The organism is Pseudidiomarina aestuarii (genome assembly GCF_003987355.1).
Classification (GTDB): domain Bacteria; phylum Pseudomonadota; class Gammaproteobacteria; order Enterobacterales; family Alteromonadaceae; genus Pseudidiomarina; species Pseudidiomarina aestuarii.
On the sequence record NZ_PIPR01000001.1, the window covers coordinates 1,117,381 to 1,135,936 of the forward strand.

16 protein-coding genes and 1 tRNA gene are annotated in these 18,556 nt (G+C 48.9%); 4 read left to right on the forward strand and 13 right to left on the reverse strand.

Annotated elements, in window-relative coordinates; genetic code table 11:
• Positions 1–34: 34 nt before the first annotated feature.
• From CWE22_RS05190 to CWE22_RS05205, 4 genes are read right to left on the reverse strand one after another with little or no spacing between them, the layout of a single operon-like run.
• The gene (locus tag CWE22_RS05190) at positions 35–1,984 is read right to left on the reverse strand and encodes a type IV pilus modification PilV family protein (protein WP_169930289.1); all 1,950 of its coding nucleotides are present in this window, start codon (positions 1,982–1,984) and stop codon (positions 35–37) included.
• Positions 1,974–3,080 carry a hypothetical protein gene (locus CWE22_RS05195; RefSeq protein ID WP_169930290.1) on the reverse strand — a complete coding sequence of 369 codons (1,107 nt, stop codon included), beginning with the start codon at positions 3,078–3,080 and terminating at the stop codon, positions 1,974–1,976. Before CWE22_RS05195 ends, CWE22_RS05190 begins: the two co-directional genes overlap by 11 nt.
• Positions 3,070–3,687: a prepilin-type N-terminal cleavage/methylation domain-containing protein gene (locus CWE22_RS05200; protein ID WP_169930291.1), complete on the reverse strand. Its 618-nt coding sequence runs from the start codon at positions 3,685–3,687 to the stop codon at positions 3,070–3,072. Before CWE22_RS05200 ends, CWE22_RS05195 begins: the two co-directional genes overlap by 11 nt.
• Positions 3,681–4,295: a GspH/FimT family pseudopilin gene (locus CWE22_RS05205; protein ID WP_169930292.1), complete on the reverse strand. Its 615-nt coding sequence runs from the start codon at positions 4,293–4,295 to the stop codon at positions 3,681–3,683. The genes CWE22_RS05200 and CWE22_RS05205 overlap by 7 nt, the downstream gene beginning before the upstream one ends.
• 77 nt (positions 4,296–4,372) lie before the next feature.
• Between CWE22_RS05205 and CWE22_RS05210 the strand changes: the two genes are divergently transcribed.
• Positions 4,373–4,756, forward strand: a complete 384-nt coding sequence (locus CWE22_RS05210) for a type IV pilin protein (RefSeq protein WP_169930293.1) — start codon at positions 4,373–4,375, stop codon at positions 4,754–4,756.
• Between the two features lie 113 nt (positions 4,757–4,869).
• Here the strand turns inward: CWE22_RS05210 and ispH are convergent, their stop codons facing one another.
• The 8 genes from ispH to CWE22_RS05250 form a co-directional block, all read right to left on the reverse strand.
• Positions 4,870–5,811 (reverse strand): 4-hydroxy-3-methylbut-2-enyl diphosphate reductase, encoded by a 942-nt coding sequence (ispH, locus tag CWE22_RS05215; RefSeq protein WP_169930294.1) that lies wholly within the window; start codon positions 5,809–5,811, stop codon positions 4,870–4,872.
• Positions 5,812–6,078: 267 nt separating this feature from the next.
• On the reverse strand, positions 6,079–6,522 hold the full coding sequence (gene fkpB / locus CWE22_RS05220) for an FKBP-type peptidyl-prolyl cis-trans isomerase (protein ID WP_169930295.1): 444 nt from the start codon (positions 6,520–6,522) through the stop codon (positions 6,079–6,081).
• On the reverse strand, positions 6,519–7,040 hold the full coding sequence (gene lspA / locus CWE22_RS05225; protein WP_244595952.1) for a signal peptidase II: 522 nt from the start codon (positions 7,038–7,040) through the stop codon (positions 6,519–6,521). Before lspA ends, fkpB begins: the two co-directional genes overlap by 4 nt.
• On the reverse strand, positions 7,033–9,894 hold the full coding sequence (ileS, locus tag CWE22_RS05230) for an isoleucine--tRNA ligase (protein WP_169930297.1): 2,862 nt from the start codon (positions 9,892–9,894) through the stop codon (positions 7,033–7,035). Before ileS ends, lspA begins: the two co-directional genes overlap by 8 nt.
• Before the next feature lie 117 nt (positions 9,895–10,011).
• Positions 10,012–10,941: a bifunctional riboflavin kinase/FAD synthetase gene (gene ribF / locus CWE22_RS05235; protein WP_169930298.1), complete on the reverse strand. Its 930-nt coding sequence runs from the start codon at positions 10,939–10,941 to the stop codon at positions 10,012–10,014.
• A 63-nt stretch (positions 10,942–11,004) separates the two neighbouring features.
• On the reverse strand, positions 11,005–12,546 hold the full coding sequence (gene murJ / locus CWE22_RS05240) for a murein biosynthesis integral membrane protein MurJ (RefSeq protein ID WP_169930299.1): 1,542 nt from the start codon (positions 12,544–12,546) through the stop codon (positions 11,005–11,007).
• A complete protein-coding gene (locus CWE22_RS05245) occupies positions 12,536–14,374 on the reverse strand; it encodes a DUF885 domain-containing protein (protein ID WP_169930300.1) in 1,839 nt (612 codons plus the stop codon). The genes murJ and CWE22_RS05245 overlap by 11 nt, the downstream gene beginning before the upstream one ends.
• 33 nt (positions 14,375–14,407) lie before the next feature.
• Positions 14,408–14,764: a four helix bundle protein gene (locus CWE22_RS05250; RefSeq protein WP_169930301.1), complete on the reverse strand. Its 357-nt coding sequence runs from the start codon at positions 14,762–14,764 to the stop codon at positions 14,408–14,410.
• Between the two features lie 157 nt (positions 14,765–14,921).
• Between CWE22_RS05250 and rpsT the strand changes: the two genes are divergently transcribed.
• The 3 genes from rpsT (at position 14,922) to CWE22_RS05265 (ending at position 17,343) form a co-directional block, all read left to right on the forward strand.
• Positions 14,922–15,182 carry a 30S ribosomal protein S20 gene (gene rpsT / locus CWE22_RS05255; RefSeq protein ID WP_169930302.1) on the forward strand — a complete coding sequence of 87 codons (261 nt, stop codon included), beginning with the start codon at positions 14,922–14,924 and terminating at the stop codon, positions 15,180–15,182.
• Positions 15,183–15,332: 150 nt separating this feature from the next.
• Positions 15,333–17,255 carry an alpha/beta hydrolase family protein gene (locus CWE22_RS05260; protein ID WP_169930303.1) on the forward strand — a complete coding sequence of 641 codons (1,923 nt, stop codon included), beginning with the start codon at positions 15,333–15,335 and terminating at the stop codon, positions 17,253–17,255.
• Between the two features lie 11 nt (positions 17,256–17,266).
• Positions 17,267–17,343: transfer RNA gene (locus CWE22_RS05265), tRNA-Arg, on the forward strand.
• Positions 17,344–17,452: 109 nt separating this feature from the next.
• On the opposite strand, the gene CWE22_RS05270 is transcribed toward CWE22_RS05265, so the two are convergent.
• Positions 17,453–18,430: a class I SAM-dependent methyltransferase gene (locus CWE22_RS05270; RefSeq protein ID WP_169930304.1), complete on the reverse strand. Its 978-nt coding sequence runs from the start codon at positions 18,428–18,430 to the stop codon at positions 17,453–17,455.
• Between the last annotated feature and the right edge of the window lie 126 nt (positions 18,431–18,556).

An 18,556-nucleotide genomic window follows, 5' to 3' on the forward strand; every position in this document is an offset into this window, starting at 1 on the left:
CGTGCTACGGCAAAGACCTAGCAATCCTACCACATTAATCCACTGTCATCAGCACGTTGTATTGCTCGTTTTGCTGCAAATCGGACACTGTAATTGTGCTCGGTTGGAACACCCCGCCGGCGTCACTACTAAACGAGATAGTAAAGCTGGTTCCAGCCGGTATTCCCGAGCATGAATAGGAGCCTGTATCCGCATTACCTTGCTTCGAATAGGTGCAATTAATGTTGAGGTCACTGGTGGTAATACTCACACTGTTGTAGTAACGGGTGGTGCAGGACCGATAACTACCATTTTGCATTAACAAACAGTTCACTTCTCCGGTAACGGAGAATAATGAGGTACCATCGCCATCACCGATTTGTGCTTCACTATCGACGGTCACCGTCAGGCTACTCGACTTCGCGGTCGACGACTCTATTGGGTGCAATGCAGCACTACCCAACACACCAGCATTGCCGCCTCTTACATCAATCTCGACTATCGACTGTCCACTCACCTGTGCTTGAACACGGCCACGTGAGTACGTGCCGTAATAATTATTATCAGGGTCAACAATGGTTTCAATAGGCTGATTGGTGACGCTCGCCACAGCAGGTTGCGACGCATCCCACTCACCCAATAATGTCAGATTCACTTCATAAAACGGGACTTTGCTGATCCAGTCAGCTTCATTGTTGTTGATTGCTGAACGCACTGCCTGTAAATGCTCAGTGGACATCGTATCCAAATAAATGCCGCGACCAATCATTTGATAGGCACCCGGCGCCACAGTGATGTCCCGATCAGCCAATGGAGCGGGTAACGCGGTTCCGAGCACTAATGAACGCACTACCGCTCTCACATAATCGGTATAAGCCGCAGCGCCAGCTGAGTTAATCAAATATTCGGCGCTGGTTACTGTCAAAGCTTGCAGTTGCCAATCAGGATACATGGCATAGTAACCGTCAATTCGGCGCATCCGACACGACTCTTCATAGTTCTGCCCGACCGTTGCACGGGTGGAAAAACCAAAGATGTTTTCTGGCGTGTAATGGCGGTGATTACCACTTGGCGTGCGATTATCGTCTTGCTTGTACACCACACCGGCGTTAGCCATATCCGAATTGTCATGGTGATCGCGGCAGCATTGCGTGCACAATTCCGACTGATCAACATTAAGCGGTTCACCATAGATTTTGGTAACCTGCTGATTGCCGTCTGGATCAAGGGCCAGTCGACCGTCTTCTAAAATCAGGCGACTCGGTGTCGCACCCTCGCCAAACCCGCGCATCGTGCAACTACAATTCACCGTCACAAAGTCTTCGACACGTTGCGTTTGCGTCGCTTCGTCATAAGTAACGGTATCAAAGCGAACGGAAAGTTTATCACCACTGCGCTCAACCTGCGGCGTTGGCCGCGTGGTTTCCTTCACTTGGAACACATTGGCATTGTCATCATCAGTCAGACGCACGGCTATAACTTCCGGCGCGGCACCCGGGTTGTAGGTCACTTGTGGCTCACTGCGCGGCTCCGGTTCAGTGATCACCAATCCACCATCACGCCCAGTTATACTGCCGAGCCACGCCTCCATAGCAACCGTTTCAGCCGCGCCTCCACGTGTCGTCCAGGAAATATTTAAAGCGACCGATTTGGCATCAGGTTGCGCGGGTAATGGATTTGGTAAACCCACATCGCCCGTCGTTAACCAAGTACCATTAAAGTATTGCGGTGCTACCGTCCATGTCACCGCGTAAGATTTATCGCCGCGCAGAGCGGTATCAGTTCCAGAATCGATATCCTCAAACTCTGTGAATCTGAGCAGTTCTAGACGCTCTTGTGCTATTTCTAATGCTTCGGTCCGTTCTGCGGCGCGAACCGAGCTTTGCAGATAGGTTCGTTGCAGACTCACTAAACCAGCCACACCCACCGCAATAATTACGAGGGCGACCAAAAGCTCTACAAAGGTAAAGCCGCGTCCGTGCATCTTAGTTATCTTAGAAGTCATGCCAACTCCCTCCTACGCGATACACCCGACGAAAAGCGTCGTTCGTCACCACATTATTCAATACTTGCGCGTTATACCGAGCGGTGAGATTACCGTTCGATAAGTCGGGATTAAAGTTCGCCATAACGGCTCCTTGAATCACCGCGCCACCATTCATCTTAAAGTCATAGGTTGCAATATTTCCGGGGGTTCTGAACGCGAACACCATACCAAAAATTTCCATACTGCCATTGACTCTGAAGTCGCCGTCTTGAATAACTAACGCCACCGGGTTGTCCTCGGTGCCAATCTGTCCTGAACCTAATTCACACGGGCCTGCTATCCAAATGAGTCCAGTAGAAGCAGCATTTAGACTGTCACAATTGGCATATTCTGCTGTAGCCATCGCTTTTAAATCAGTCCAGTTCGCCTCTTCAATACCAAATAAATACATCATCAAGTCAGTTGGGAAATTCGGATCATTATCGAGAATATCGACACCATGGTCGCCGCGCTCACTGAAGGGTAGAGATGCGCAGTTACCTTGGTCAAACTCTTGTTGACCACAGGTGGTACCGTTACCATTGATATCCACATCATCACTGGTCCAAATCGACAATGGCACCCCGTCGCCGCCACCATTCGGGTTCGCAACCACTTGGAAGCTACCGGACACGTTCATCGCTCCACGAATCGCTATCGGTACATCGGGTGCAGAACGAATGAGCGGCATCACTGCAATACTTTGACGAAACGTTCTTTGACCGCGGCCATCAGCCGATTGCGCAGCAACCGTAATATCCACTAAATCGATGTCACCTCGCGGAGTTCCATTGACAGCAGTACCGACCGTATTCGCCGTGTAAGTTGCACCGGCAATGTTGCCATTAATGGTTCGGGTAAGATTATCGCGGTCAGAATCGAGCAGCATGATGACCTGCTCCAACGCGGCGTCAGCCACCAAATGTGCCTCTTGGGAGGCGGCATGATTACGCATCACTCGCTGTTCTTGCGCTTTGAAGCGTGCGGTGTAAAGCGTTGCCAAAATAATAATCGACAACAGCAGAACGGATAACGTCAGGGTCGCGAATCCGCGTTGGTTGTGATTAGTATGCATTGCGAATCACCACTTCCGTTGAAAACTCACGGGATAACGTTGCATCGGACGGTGCCGAGACTGACATTTGAATCGCCACAATTTGCTCGTTGACATTCACAAGCATGCGCTCAGTTAACACAAACTGGAGACTGTCGACCTGCAACATATCGGCACTTGTCAGTGTTTGCCAGCCGCCTGAGTTACAGGCTGCTGCGCTTTGTCGCCGTTGAATTTGCCCTTCTCTCACTCGATAACCAAAAGCCTCTGGAGCACCGTTAAAGGCACCATCCTGATTTGCATCATAACGAAACTCGATACAGCTATTGGCGGCTTCACCGGGGAATAAGCTAATGACAATACTATCGTTGAAAGCGGTCGAAGCATTGTCTGGATCGGTGAGTAATTCATTCGCATCAGCACGATAACCCGTTCGGCGCAAATCACTCACCATCAGTTCCATCACTGCCGTGGCTTCTTCTTGCAATTGACTCAACTGGAGACTACGAGAGTTCACGCCTAATGTATTAGAAAATACAGTTGTCAGGGCGGCCATCAACAATAAACCCAGCGAGATGGTGATCATCAATTCAATGAGCGATAGCCCCTGTTGCTTGCGCATCAGCATGCTGGATACCCCCCGACGTCACCTATCTGGCAGAATCTTAATCGGCCTAACACGCTGACAATCACACGAACCTCGCCATCAACGTCACCGTCGTCGAGAATTTGATAACTCACAGTACCCGCGTTACCTTCAGCGAGACCACGCATTGCATCAAACCGAGTGAAACTTCCCCCTGCGAATGCCGCGTTCGCCAAATTCACACCGGCAAAATCAGCACTGTTCTGTTGGCGCAAGATGCCATCAATGCTGCAGTCTGAGGTTAAGCAGTTACAGTCACTCACGGTACTCACCACGGCACACCAACTGCCGCCGTCTTGGGTCCACACCACAAATCGATCTTGGCCACTACGCAATGCGTCCGAGCGAGCAAATTGTAGTAAGGCATACGACTCTTGCGCGGCGCCCTGCAACCGTGTGGTACGTGCAACATCCAACATAGCAGGAACTCCAGCCCCCAAGACAATACTCAGAATAGCTAAAGTGACGAGTAATTCGAGCAAGGTAAAGCCGCGCCCAGAAGGACGTTGCGGAGTGGTTCTATGCCGCTGTTCTGACAGCAGTTTTTGCCCAAAAAAGCGGCCTGTCGATCGTGCGATTCTAGCGCTCATTGCGTTTGGCCTAAAAATAGCGTACTACTTAAGCATAGTAACAAACTACCCTACATATTTTACGACAAGGCGAATAAATGCAAGTTAAAAATAAGTTGCGAGGAATTACCCTGATTGAGTTGATGGTTGCCATAGCCATTATCGGCATTATTGGCGCAATTGCCTATCCGTCGTATGTTGACTATGTTCGCGAGGCACGCCGGGCTGACGCCATCAGTCAATTACTGACGATGCAGATGGCACAAGAAGAATGGCGGTTAAGGAATGCAGCATACGCTGACTTGGCTGATCTGCCAATTACTGTAAATAGCGAGTTCTATAACTTCAGTACCAGCAACATCGGCGCTGAAACCTACACATTAACTGCAACGGCCACAGGTGGACAAGCGAACGACACAGGCTGCGAAGCACTCACCCTGAATCAAAACGATCAACGCACGCCAGCCAACTGCTGGAACTAACATCATGAAAAGCGTAAAAGCGAGTAGCTACTAGTTATTGGCTACTAGCAAAAACCAGATCTGTGTTTTCGAGTAGCTAATAGCCAGTAGCCAGTATCGGTTTTTTGTAGCAACTAGAGTTGTTGTACTCGTAGTTCGGGGGGGATTGAGAAGGTGATATTTTCTTCTCTGCCGCTGCGTTCGTTGACCGACTGACCACCCCAGGCTTTCAATTGATCGATGACGTTACGCACCAGCACTTCAGGCGCCGAAGCGCCAGCAGTGACACCAACCTTTTCGACAGCGTCTAACCAGCTTTTATCAATACAGGTCGCATCATCAATTAAGTAAGCGCGGGTACCCATCTTCTCGGACAATTCGCGAAGCCGATTCGAATTCGAACTATTTCGGGCGCCAACAACGAGCAAGACGTCGACTTCCGTTGCTAAGTCGCGCACCGCGTCTTGGCGGTTTTGTGTGGCATAGCAAATATCGTCTTTGCGCGGGCCTTCAATATCAGGGAACTTCGCCCGTAGTGCGTCAATCACCTCAGCCGTATCATCGACTGACAGCGTCGTTTGACTCATGTAATGCAATTGCTGTGGATTCTTCACTTCAAGCGCTGCGACATCCTCTACCGACTCGACTAAGTAGATGCCACCAGCCTCATTATTGTACTGACCCATGGTGCCTTCGACTTCTGGATGGCCAGCATGCCCAATCAGCACACACTCGTGCCCTTTCCGACTCGCGCGGGTTACTTCCATATGTACTTTAGTCACCAGCGGACAGGTGGCATCGAATACGCGCAAGCCACGGTCTTTAGCTTCTTGACGAACCGCCTGCGATACACCATGAGCCGAGAAGATGACGATACTGTCATCAGGCACCTCATGCAGCTCGTCCACAAACATAGCGCCGCGCTGCTTGAGAGAATCAACCACATATTTGTTGTGCACCACTTCATGACGAACATAAATGGGTGGTTCAAAAATCTCGAGCGCCCGCTCGACGATGGTAATCGCACGGTCGACACCGGCACAAAATCCACGCGGGTTGGCCAACAAAATGTGCATACTACCTCCTCAAAACCGTTACTGGCTACTGGCTACTGGCTACTAGCTACTAGCTACTAGCTATTGGCTACTGGCTACTAGCTACTGGCTACTGGCTACTGGCTACTGGCTACTGGCTACTGGCTACTGGCTACTGGCTACTGGCTACTAGCTATTAGAAAACACAGATCTAGCCTTTGCTAGTAACTAGTAACTAGTAACTAGTAACTAGTAACTAGTAACTAGTAACTAGTAGCTAGTAACTAGTAGCTAGTAGCGCTTTTTAAGTTACGGGTTCACTTCCAGTATTTCTACTGCGAAGATGACCCTCTGTCCAGCTAGTGGGTGATTAAAATCAATGGTGACAAATTGCTCGTTGATGCCCCGAACGATACCTGGAAGTTCCGTTCCATCCGGCTGTGGGAAGGTGAATATACTTCCCACTTCTGGTTTATTATCAGCTGGGAACTTGGTCGCATCGACTTGGTATACATTGTCGGGGTTGGGTTCCCCGAAAGCATCTTTTGGAGCCAGCTCAAATTCGCGTTCATCACCCGCTTTTAAACCAATCATGCAGGCTTCAAAGTTTTCGGTTAGCGAGCCGTCACCCATCCGACACTTGGCAGGCTTATTCGTCATTTTGGTACTATCGGCAACCGAATTGTCGCTCAGTTTGATGGTGAAATGAAAAACCACTTCACGGCCATGCTCTATCGCCATGCGACTTTTCATGAACGCGACTCCGGACTGCTCTCGCGCTGCTCAAAAAACGCTTCCAGTAACATCAAAATCGCACCCAAAGTAATAGCCATATCCGCTACATTGAAGGCTGGCCAATGCCATTCATTGACATAAACATCCAAGAAATCAATGACGTAACCATAAATAATTCGGTCAATGACGTTCCCAATAGCGCCCGCAAGGATCAGCGCAAACGCCAAGTTCTGGCGCCATAATTTAGCTGGATTCCGACGTAACCAAATCACCAAAACAATGCTGATAGCAATCGCTAGGAAGGTAAACAACCAACGTTGCCAGCCACCTTGATCACTCAAAAAACTGAATGCGGCGCCATAATTTCGCACGTACGTGAAATTCAAATATGGCATGATTTGAATGCTTTCGTACAAATCAAATACGCGAATGACCCACTGCTTACTGATTTGATCGAGCGCTATCAGCAGCAAAGTCAGCCATAGAAAGCGCAAGCCACTCGCGCGCTTCTTTAAATCTAAAGGTTGATTAGGCAAATTGACGCTCCTCTCCAGCACCCTCAACATTGGTTACGCAGCGTTGACACAACGTTGGATGGTCGGCATTTACACCGACGTCAGCGCGGTGATGCCAACAACGGTCGCACTTCGCATGCTCAGATTTCTCAACCTGTAACCACAAGCCTTTCACTTCAGTCGCTTGCGCACCCGCTGGAGCAGCATCAACTACATTCACCTGCGCCGCTGAGGTCAACAAAGCAAACCGTAATTCGTCACCCAGCATTTGTAGCGCAGGCGCTAGTTTCGTAGTCACAGATAGCGTTACTTCTGCTTGCAATGAACCACCAATTTTTTCATCGCGGCGCGCTTGCTCTAGAGCACGATTCACTTCATCGCGAACTTCCAGCACTTGCTGCCAGTGCGTATTTTCTTCTGCACTCACTGCCATGCCTTCAATCTGCGCCGCAGCCGTATACCAGCTTTCGGTAAATACGTAAGCAGAACGCTTGTTGCTCGCTGCATCAGTCTGTGGCAAAGCGGTCCAAATTTCCTGCGCCGTGAAACTACAAATCGGCGCTAACCAACGCACCAACATTTCAGCAATGTGATACAACGCGGTTTGGCACGAGTGCCGCGCAACGCTGTCACGTTTTGCGGTGTACTGACGGTCTTTAATCACATCTAAGTAGAAGCTACCCAATTCAATTGAACAGAAATGCATGATTTTCTGCACCACGGTATGGAATTGGTAATCATCCAAAGCCGTTAGAATTTCATCTTGCAAGGCTACTGCGCGTGCGACAATCCAGCGGTCAATCGCTACCATGTCTGCTGGTGCAACCGCATCACGCGTGGGCTCAAATTCGTTGATATTCGCTAACAGGAAGCGAGCGGTGTTGCGGATCCGACGATAACTATCTGCGGCACGTTTCAGAATTTCATCAGAAACCGTCATCTCGCCCGAATAGTCGGTCGCAGCAACCCACAAGCGCAGAATGTCACCACCTAGCTTGTTCATGACTTCTTGCGGTGCCACCACATTACCGATGGACTTAGACATTTTTCGGCCTTGCCCGTCAACGGTGAAACCATGGGTTAGCACTTGCTTGTATGGCGCTTGCTGATACATCGCAACGCCGGTCAATAATGACGATTGGAACCAACCACGATGCTGATCCGAGCCTTCCAAATACAGATCTGCCGGCCAGCTTAAACCGGCTGTCTTATTTAGGACCGCTTCATGGGTAACCCCTGAGTCGAACCAAACGTCCAAAGTATCGGTAACTTTGCGATACTCTTTCGCCTCATCACCTAACAGTTCCTCGGCGTCGAGGTCGAACCAAGCTTGGATCCCTTCTTTTTCAACGCGTTGCGCAACCGCTTCCATTAATTCCAGAGTACGCGGGTGCAATTCATCATTGTCGCGACGCACGAAAATAGCGATTGGATTGCCCCACGTACGCTGACGCGAAATACACCAGTCCGGGCGACCATCGACCATACTTTCGATACGGCTTTGTCCCCACGCTGGAACCCAACGCACTTTCTTAATTTCTGCCAACGCTTGTGCTCGCAAGCCTTGCTTATCCATGCTGATAAACCACTGCGGCGTAGCACGGAAAATAATCGGTGTTTTATGGCGCCAGCAATGCGGATACGAGTGGTTGTAGGCCTCGTGATGAATCAAGTTGCCTGAGTCGCGCAACGCAGTCACGATATTATCGTTCGCTTTCATGACGTGCTGACCCGCAAACAGTGGCGTATCCGCCTTGTACACGCCATCGTCACCAACCGGATTATACACTTCGATGTCGTACCGCTTGCCCACAATAAAGTCGTCCACACCATGGCCTGGAGCGGTATGAACACAACCAGTACCGGACTCAGTAGTCACGTGCTCGCCCAGAATCAATGGTACTTGTTGGTCGGTCAATAATGGATGTTGCACGGCAACCAGCTCTAGGTCTGCACCTTTAGCAAAGCCAAGTTTGTGATACTGCTCGATGTTCCAGCGCGCCATCGCAGAACTCACTAAGTCAGTCGCCATAATCAAACGCTTCGCCGGTTGCTCCGCAGTGGCTTCTACTTGCACTAGTGCGTATTCCAACGCTGGATGGAGTGCAATGGCGCGGTTGGCAGGAATGGTCCATGGTGTTGTGGTCCAAATCACTACACTGACAGTCCCTTCACCCGGATGGCCTTCAGGGTGGCTGAAGCGAGCCACTGCATCGGCTTCATCGACCACTGGGAAACCAACATCAATAGCTGGTGAGCGCTTGTCTTGATATTCGACTTCGGCTTCAGCGAGTGCTGACCCGCAATCGGTACACCAATGCACAGGCTTAAAACCCTGCTGCAAATGGCCGTTATCGATAATCTTGCCAAGTGCGCGAATACTGTCCGCCTCTTGCTGCGGATTCATGGTTAGGTAAGGGTTTTCCCAATCGCCGAATACGCCTAAACGCTTGAACTCATCGCGCTGCTGTTGGACTTGCGTCCATGCATAATCGCGGCAATGCTGACGAAACTCAGCAACCGTCAATTTTTTGCCGGGCTTACCGTGCTTCTTCTCTACTTGCAGCTCAATCGGCAGACCATGACAGTCCCAACCTGGCACGTAAGGCGCATCAAAGTCGCTGAGCGTCTTCGCCTTCACAATCATGTCTTTGAGAATCTTATTGACCGCGTGACCAATGTGGATCTGGCCATTCGCATACGGCGGTCCATCATGCAGAATAAACACAGGCTTGCCGGCTTTCGCCTGACGAATCTGGCCATAGACATCATCGGCATACCACTGCTCGAGCATCTGTGGCTCACGTTGGGCCAGATTGCCACGCATAGGAAACTCGGTTTCCGGCAAATTCAGCGTGTGTTTGTAATCGGTCATCCTGCACTTCCTTAACTGATAATAGCTACTCGCTATTGGCTATTAGTTATTGGTTACTAGCTAGTGGTTGCCGGCTACCAGCAAACACAAAGCAAGGCTACTTCTAGTAGCTAGTAACTAATAGCCATTAGCGAAAAATATTTGGGCGGCGGTGGCGTCTTTTGTTATTTGCTCCCGCAGCGCATTAAAATCACTAAACTTGTGTTCCGCGCGAATAAAGTGCAACGGCGTCACCTCAATGTGCTGACCGTAAATAGATTCAGCAAAATCAAAGAGATGAACTTCGAGCTGCACGCGCTCTCCACTTACCGTGGGGCGTCGTCCGATATTCGCTACGCCTGGCAGCGTTCTGCTACCCATCTTTACCTGCACAGCATACACGCCTTGCAACGGCGAGTGTAGGCGCTTTAACTGCAAATTTGCAGTGGGAAACCCAATGGTTCTGCCTTTTTTCTCACCATGCGCAACCCGACCCGACAGCGTATACGGACGTCCCAGCATCGCTGCTGCAGCTGAGAAATCTCCCGCTTTTAAAAATTCACGGATAGCTGTGCTGCTCACACGATGTTGCTGCTGGCGATAACTGTGGGTATCGACCACTTCAAAATCAAACTCAATTCCAGCTTGTTGGAGCAGTTTAAAATCGCCTTCTCGGCCACGACCGAAACGGAAGTCATCGCCAACCACGAGAAATTTCACACCCAACAAATCGACTAAGACATTCTCAATAAATTCGCACGCAGGCTGACTTGCAAACTGACGATTGAACTCAATAACAATGTGCCGATCCACCTGCTGCGCTCGCAATGCTAAATGCTTCTCACGAAAATTGGTGAGCCTTGCGGGCGCTCGCTCTGGCTGAAATAATTCTTGGGGTTGCGGCTCAAAGGTCATGACCGTTGACGGCACACCACGCTGCAACGCCTGTTGCTTCACTTGCGCAAGCACAGCCTGATGCCCTAAATGCACACCATCAAAATTACCAATTGTCAGCACACAGCCGCGCTGGTCGCGGCTAATGTTGTGAATTCCACGAATAAGTTGCATCACTGCTCAAGCTGATTAAACAAAGCGCAGAGTATAACAATTCACCCGCGCTACGACTACGCCTTAGCGAAGTTTTACGCGGGTGATGAGGAGGGTAAGTCCGTAGGCCGCTGCACCTACCCCAATCAACAGGGTGAGCTGATAAATACGGTCCAGTAATGTCGCTTGTAGCCACCAATCACGGGCTGGATTCAGATAGAGAACCCCAGCAATCATGACTGCCACAGCAACAGTAACTTTGGCAATATAAGTGAGTGTGCCCGGATAGCGTTTCAGGACACCGTCACGCCACAAATTGTAACCGAGCAAGCCAGCATTCAGCGCAGCCGACATTGACGTTGCAATAGCCAAACCGACATAGCCATAAGGAATGGCAAAAACGATGTTGAACACCATATTGGAGATCATCGCGATAATGCCGTAGCGCACTGGGCGCTTCGTGTCTTGCCGCGAATAAAATCCCGTTGCTAGTACTTTCACCAGCATAAAGCTCAATAGACCACTGCCATAGGCAAACAAACTGTAGGACGCGAGCTGTGCATCATTGGCGGTAAATTCACCGCGCATAAATAGCACCATCAACATAGGTTCAGCGAGCACAATCAAACCAGCCATCGCAGGCAGACCGAGTAGGATGACGGTACGAATCCCCCAATCGAGTGTGCGACTGAACTCTTCGGCAGACTTATCCACATGTCGGCTGGAGAGCGCAGGCAAAATAACGGTAGCAATGGCAATACCAAACAGACCCAGAGGAAATTCGAGTAATCGGTCCGAGTAGTAAAGCCAACTAATCGATCCACTCATCAAAAAGCTGGCAATAAAGGTATCCAGAAGTAAGTTAATTTGACTTACCGACACCCCAAACAATGCCGGGATCATGAGGGTACGGATTTTCGTGACTCCAGGGTCACGCCAACCCCAGCGTGGACGTACTAGGAATCCTGAGCGCTTTAAAAACGGAATTTGAAATAAAAACTGAATCAAGCCACCAAAGAACACCCCCCACGCCAAACCATATTCTGGCTGGTCAAGTGTCGGTGCGAGCCAAATGGCTGCAGCAATAATCGCGATGTTTAAAAACACCGGTGTGAAGGCGGCAACCGCAAACTTACCCAAGGTATTGAGAATAGCCCCAGCCAAGGCGGTAAACGTGATAAACCAAAGATACGGGAAGGTAATTCTGAGTAGATCGGAAGCCAACACAAATTTATGCCCTTGCGGGCCATCGTGATACCAATCCAAAAACCAACCGGTTCCAAATAACGCCGCCACCACCGGCGACGCAATCACTCCCACTAGCGTCACGATAGTCACTAATGTGCCGAGCGTGCCGGCAACCCGAGCTATCAGTAACCGTTGCTCCTCAATGGGGAACCCTTGTTTGTATTCGGTCAACACTGGCACGAACGCTTGCGCGAACGCACCTTCGGCAAACAAACGCCGCAGAAAGTTGGGAATCTTATTGGCAAAGAAAAAGACGTCAGCGGCAGCACCAGCGCCCATGAGGTTGGCGATGACGACGTCGCGGGCCAAACCAAGCACCCGCGATATAAACGTCATCGCACTGACAATAATTCCCGAACGGGCAAGCTTACGACTCAACCGCAGCTTCCTCAGTGTTCGCCGCTAACTTTTCCGCAATATAGTTATCAATCAAGCGTTCCAAAATCGGCAACGGCATGCTGCCATTTTTCAGAATCACATCATGAAAATCACGGATGTCAAAACGACTGCCAAGCGTGTCACGAGCTTTCGCGCGCAGCTCGACAAACTTCAACATGCCCATTTTGTATGAAGTCGCCTGACCCGGCATGACAATGTAGCGCTCAATTTCAGACACCACATCGGACATGGTCATACCACCGTTGCTCGCCATGTAATCAATGGCCTCTTCACGCGTCCAACGTTTGGCATGAATACCTGTATCGACCACCAGTCGAATAGCGCGGAATAACTCCGCTTGTAATCGTCCAATGTCACCGTAAGGGTCATCATTGTAAAAGCCCAAGTCAGCCATTAACTGTTCGGTATAGAGCGCCCAGCCTTCGGTATGAACCGAATAAGGCAGGAATGAACGGAACAGCGGTAGTCCAGTCATCTCTTGTTGTAAGGCAATTTGAAAATGATGCCCGGGAACGCCCTCATGGACAGTGAGTGTTTTCATGCCGTATTTTGGCGTTGCTTTGATGTCGTACAAATTGGCAAAGAAACGTCCTGGCCGCGAACCATCAAGTGCCGGCCGCTGATAATAAGCACCTGGCGCATTTTTTTCAGCGTAAGTCGGTACCCGAACTACTTCTAGGTCGGCTTCCGGACGCATACGGAAAGCGGGGTCAATATAGGTATAAATATCATCCACAATCAAAGCATAATCCTTGAGAATCTGCTCTCGACCCGCATCAGTATCTGGATAAAGGAATTGTGGATCCTCATTGAGCTGCTGCAACAAAGTGCCAATCGCAACATCACTGGGATACCCCAAATCATCAAAAATATCACGCATCTCAGCATGAATGCGTGCCACTTCACTCAAACCTAATTGATGCACTTCATCAGCGGTAATATCCGTCGTAGTGTATTGCTTCAACTGGTAACGATAGTACGCATCACCATCAGGCAACTTCCACACGCCAGCATCGTTATTGGTTTGCGGTAGCACACCAACAAAATAACCCTGCAGCCCCGCGTAAGCTGGGTAAACAACTTCTGCGACCGCTTGCTCAGCCTGTTCTATGAATGCATTACGCTCTTGCTCAGTGAGTTCGATAGATTCCAACTTGCGCACAAAACTCGATACCAAAACATTCTCAGCCGGCTCGCTACTGGTAAAGTTCTCCATTTGCGCAATCACTGCTTCCACCACAAAAGTCGGCGGTAAAATGCCCTTCTCTTCGCGAATGGCGAGATCAACCATCAACCCCTCAAAGTATGAATCCACCGCGTTCAAACGGCTAATGTAGTATTCCGCATCTGTTGCATCATTGACTTGGTGCATGTCGGATAAGAAGCTCGGCAAATTCGTATGGACACCGAAGAGTTGATTGACAGGATACCCGTGCCAACGCCACTTTTCGCCCTCGAGACTATGCCCCATAAAGTTATCGAAAATATCGTACGAGATGAGGTCTTGGCCCTCACGCCCATCGCGCCCATACGACTGAAACATTTTGTAATTTTCACGCATCTTGGCATAGCTTTCGGTCGTGCTTTCTGGCGATAAATCGCCAAGCTCAGCATTGTGCCCCCGAATACCAAAGCCTTCCAAAATTCGCAATTGCGTCAACAACTGCGGTGAATCCATCGCGGTCTCTAGCATCACGCGGTCATAAAACACCCGCATAGAGAATGGCTTAAACCAAATGGCGTTGACGACAAGTACTGTCGCAGCAACCACGATGACAAGTAATGAGTACTTAATAAATTTCCACATAGTGCCCCCAAAACCGCAACTAGCTATTAGTTACTAGCTAATCGCGGCTTTCGCCCGTCGCTTCGTGCTTCTGATAAGTCCATTCAGAAGCTTCATGATAATAGTAATTTCTTCTGGAAAAACTTCTCGTGTATAACCAAGCATAAATGCAATACGTAACTGTGTTTCAAGTTCACAAAGCGAGCCCCTCGCCATGTAGAAAAATCGGAGTTGGTCTCTATAGGAACCTCTTCCACAGCCCTCAGCTATATTACTTGAGATCGACACAGCTGCACGCCTTATTTGTGATGTAAGCCCAAAAATTTCCTCTCGAGGAAACCGCCTCGTTAATGCGTATACAGAACAACAAAGTTCGTTAGATTTTTCAATTACCTTAAGGTCTCTATACATGAAAACAAACTCCTCCCTGAGATCTTGAGCTTAGCAGTCTTTTGCAAGTAACTAGTCACTATTAGCCAATATCGTACTTGACTTTAGCCGCGAAAACGGGCATATTCCCCGCCCTAATAAACAATCGCGATCAGTTAACGAATTTTAGGAGTTCACCTTGGCTAATATTAAGTCTGCGAAAAAGCGTGCGGTACAGTCGGAGAAAAACCGTCGCCACAACGCGAGCCGTCGCTCAATGATGCGTACCTTGTTGAAGAAAGTAACTGCTGCAGTAGAAGCAGGCGATAAAGCGACTGCACAGCAGGCATTTACTAGCCTTCAACCAATTCTTGACCGTTATGCGACCAAAGGTCTTATCGGTAAGAATAAAGCTGCGCGTCACAAGAGCCGTTTGAGTGCAAAAATTAACGCACTGTAAAACAAACGCTTAACGCATTGAATACGAAAAGCCGACCTTTGGGTCGGTTTTTTTATGCCTGTTGCTACATAAAAGGTTCAACTTCTTATGCAATGTTGTCATAATGTTGAACCATTATTTTAAGAAAATGATCTTTCGGGGCTCTTGTTCATGAAATTTTTGACTACCTGCATGATAGCGTTCGCGTTATTTATCAATTCTTCCAACGCCGCTTCGCCCGCAGATATCCCTATTGAAGATTTCTTTTCTGATGTTGCCTATAGTGACGTAGCTATTTCACCAACGGGTAAGTACTTTGCTATTAAGTCGACCAAAGGCATCAGTGACAATATTCTGATTTTTGACCGTGCTAATAAACAGGTCACTGCCAATTTTACTTTTGGTGAGCTACAAGAGTTTTCGCAAATAACTTGGGTTAATGACGAACGCTTTATTTTTTACGGTCAGCGTGTTGAAGGGTATTTGGACGGTTCCTCGTCACGAGGCAGTTGGTATGCCGCGAACGCTGACGGTAGTAATCGCCGTGAGTTATTCCGCTCAGAACGAAGCGTCATGAATCTGACCCATTTACTCCCAGACGACCCCGACCATATTCTCGTGAGCAAATATCATTTTGCAGACGGTTTTAAAGCGAAAGTCCATCGTCTCAATATCAACGATGGACGTACTTACTTTGTTGCTGATCAACCCAATGAAGTCAATCAAGTTCTAGCCGACAACACAGGAACCCTGCGCGCTGCACATGGTTTCGAGACGCAAGACGATGGTCTCACACCCGAGTTCTTTCTTTATTACAAGCCGCTCGGAGAAGAATCCTGGAAGCCTTTATCCATAGAAGGTTACCAACCTGGTGATAGTGTCAGTTTTATTGGATTTGCGGCGGATAATCGACGCGCATTTTTAATTGGAAACTTTGAGACGAAGACTAGCGCAGTATATGAGTTAGACACAAAAACTGGTGAATTAAGCATGATCACCCACGACTCGATTTCTGATGTGAGTGGTTATGAGACAGACCTAGACGACCAAGTCATCGCGGTTACTTTTGCACCAGGTAAATATGAGCGTATTTACGTCGACGATACGCAATCAGCCAAACTACTGAAGTCACTTGAACAAGCCTTTCCAGATCAGCAGGTGTTTCTGCGCAATGGCACCGCCGACGGGAAATACGCTGTGGTTAGAGTGCGTTCCGATAAAAACCCTGGCGAGTTTTATCTGTTTAATACGGAAACTTTGCAAGCCAGTTATATCGCATCTTCCCGTCCACGCTTAAATACCTCTGATATGGCAGAGATGCGCCCATTTAGCTTTACAGCTAGCGATGGTGTCGAGTTACATGGTTATTTAACGGTACCTAAACCTGATCGTTTTGGTCGCACCCCGCCACTGGTTGTCGAGGTACACGGCGGACCTATGGGCATCCGCGACTATTGGGGTTTTAACAGTACCAATCAGTTTCTAGCCAGCCGCGGTATTGCTGTACTACAAGTCAATTTCCGTGGTTCAGGTGGCTATGGTCAAGAATTCATGACAAGTGGTTACGGCCAATGGGGTAAGCGGATGCAGCAAGATGTTTACGACGCTACACAATGGGCAATCGAACAAGGTCATGCAGCAAAAGAGCGCATTTGTATCAGTGGCGGCAGTTATGGTGCATACTCCGCTATGCTCGCATTGACACAAAAACCTGATATGTATCAATGCGCTGTCGCAATCGGTGGTGTTTATTCGTTACCACTTTTGCGGGCGACGACAGACAGTGCTGGGAACGAGCAAGCTCGTAAGTCTTTCGACCGTCAAATGGGTGCGGATATGAAAGCACTTGAAGCGGTATCACCGGTAGTCTTCGCAGACCAAATTACCAAACCAATATTGCTCATTCATGGTCGTAACGATGTTCGGACACCGTTTAGTCAGTATGAAGTGATGTTAGAAGCGCTCAACAAGCACGATAAGAGTGTTGAAACTTGGGTTCACGACGGTGGACACTCGGTGTATTCGCAAGAAGAGCGCTTCGTTGAAAATCAAAAGATTCTTGATTTCCTATCGAAACATCTGGCCCTTCGTTAACGACCAGATGAGTCCCCGTAGCTCAGCTGGATAGAGCAGCCCCCTCCTAAGGGGCAGGTCGCAGGTTCAACTCCTGCCGGGGACGCCAAGTCGTTTGAAAACGTTATTGGCTACTAGTTACTAGCTACTAGAAAAAACAGATCGGTTTTTGTTTTGCTAGTAACTAGTATCTATTAGCTATTCGCACTTCACGCTTTTTAGGCTTTTTCAGCGGTTATGGTCCAGCCGAATACTTCACCATCTAGATCAAAAGGTTCCGCTTCTAGTTTTAAACCTGCTTTGGTTGCAGCCTTCTTCAGTGCCGTAATATCTTTCTTGGCATAGGCTGATTGCAACTGTTCATCAAGACGCTTCTTATGGTCAGCCAGCACGTGATAATCATAGGTAAGCTGCTTACGTGCCTGTTCCAAGTTGGAGCCATTCATGGCCTGTAACACACGTGCGACCCGCGCTATTGCATCTTTGACATAGGTTTGCTGCTCAGGCTTATCGAAACGTTGTAGCAGCGAGTCCATTATCCATTTGGTTGATTGCGACAAAATTCGATTGTGTGAATACTTTGCCCAACCCTCATCACCCAACTGTGGGATTGCTTGCATGGCTAGATCGATAATCAAATCGGCTTGCTGGAATAATGGACTTCCCTCGAGAATAGCCGTCAGTACTTCTACACCGACTTTTGAGTCTTTCACGAGCTTGCTACTGGCATGATGACTCATGGTAATGAGCATACCACCCGGCTTCAAAATCTCACCGACCTTGGTCAATGCTGGGCCTTGCTCGGCATATTCAAATGCAAACTGACTGATGACCGCGTCCACAGATTCCGCTGTGTAAGGGGCAGCTGCAATAGGAGTCGCTGAATGGAATTTGATCGCTTTAAGCTTTTTGGCAACTGCCGGTTGTTTCTCGAATTGTTTGACGGGATTGATTTCTGCAGCGTCGAGCCCTTCAATCACGAAGTCCTTTTGATTAGCACGGCCAAAATCATAAGCTAACAGCGCTAAGGCACCATTCCCACAGCCAGCATCGACGATTGTTGCACCCTGCGGAATCGAATCAAACATTTCATCCCAATACTTTTTGATTGCGCCAGTATAGCCTTGGTTCGCATCACCTTCAGCGAAGCTGTTTAGTACACCACTTGTCTGCCAATACATACTCCAATGCTGCATCTTTTATTCCTAAGCTTAAGTAACAAGAAGAGCACTAGTGTAGGGATAATCCACACGGAATAAAAGAGCGAATCGCAGGCATAAAAAAAGCGGGACCGAAGTCCCGCTTATGCGTTTCATATTCTG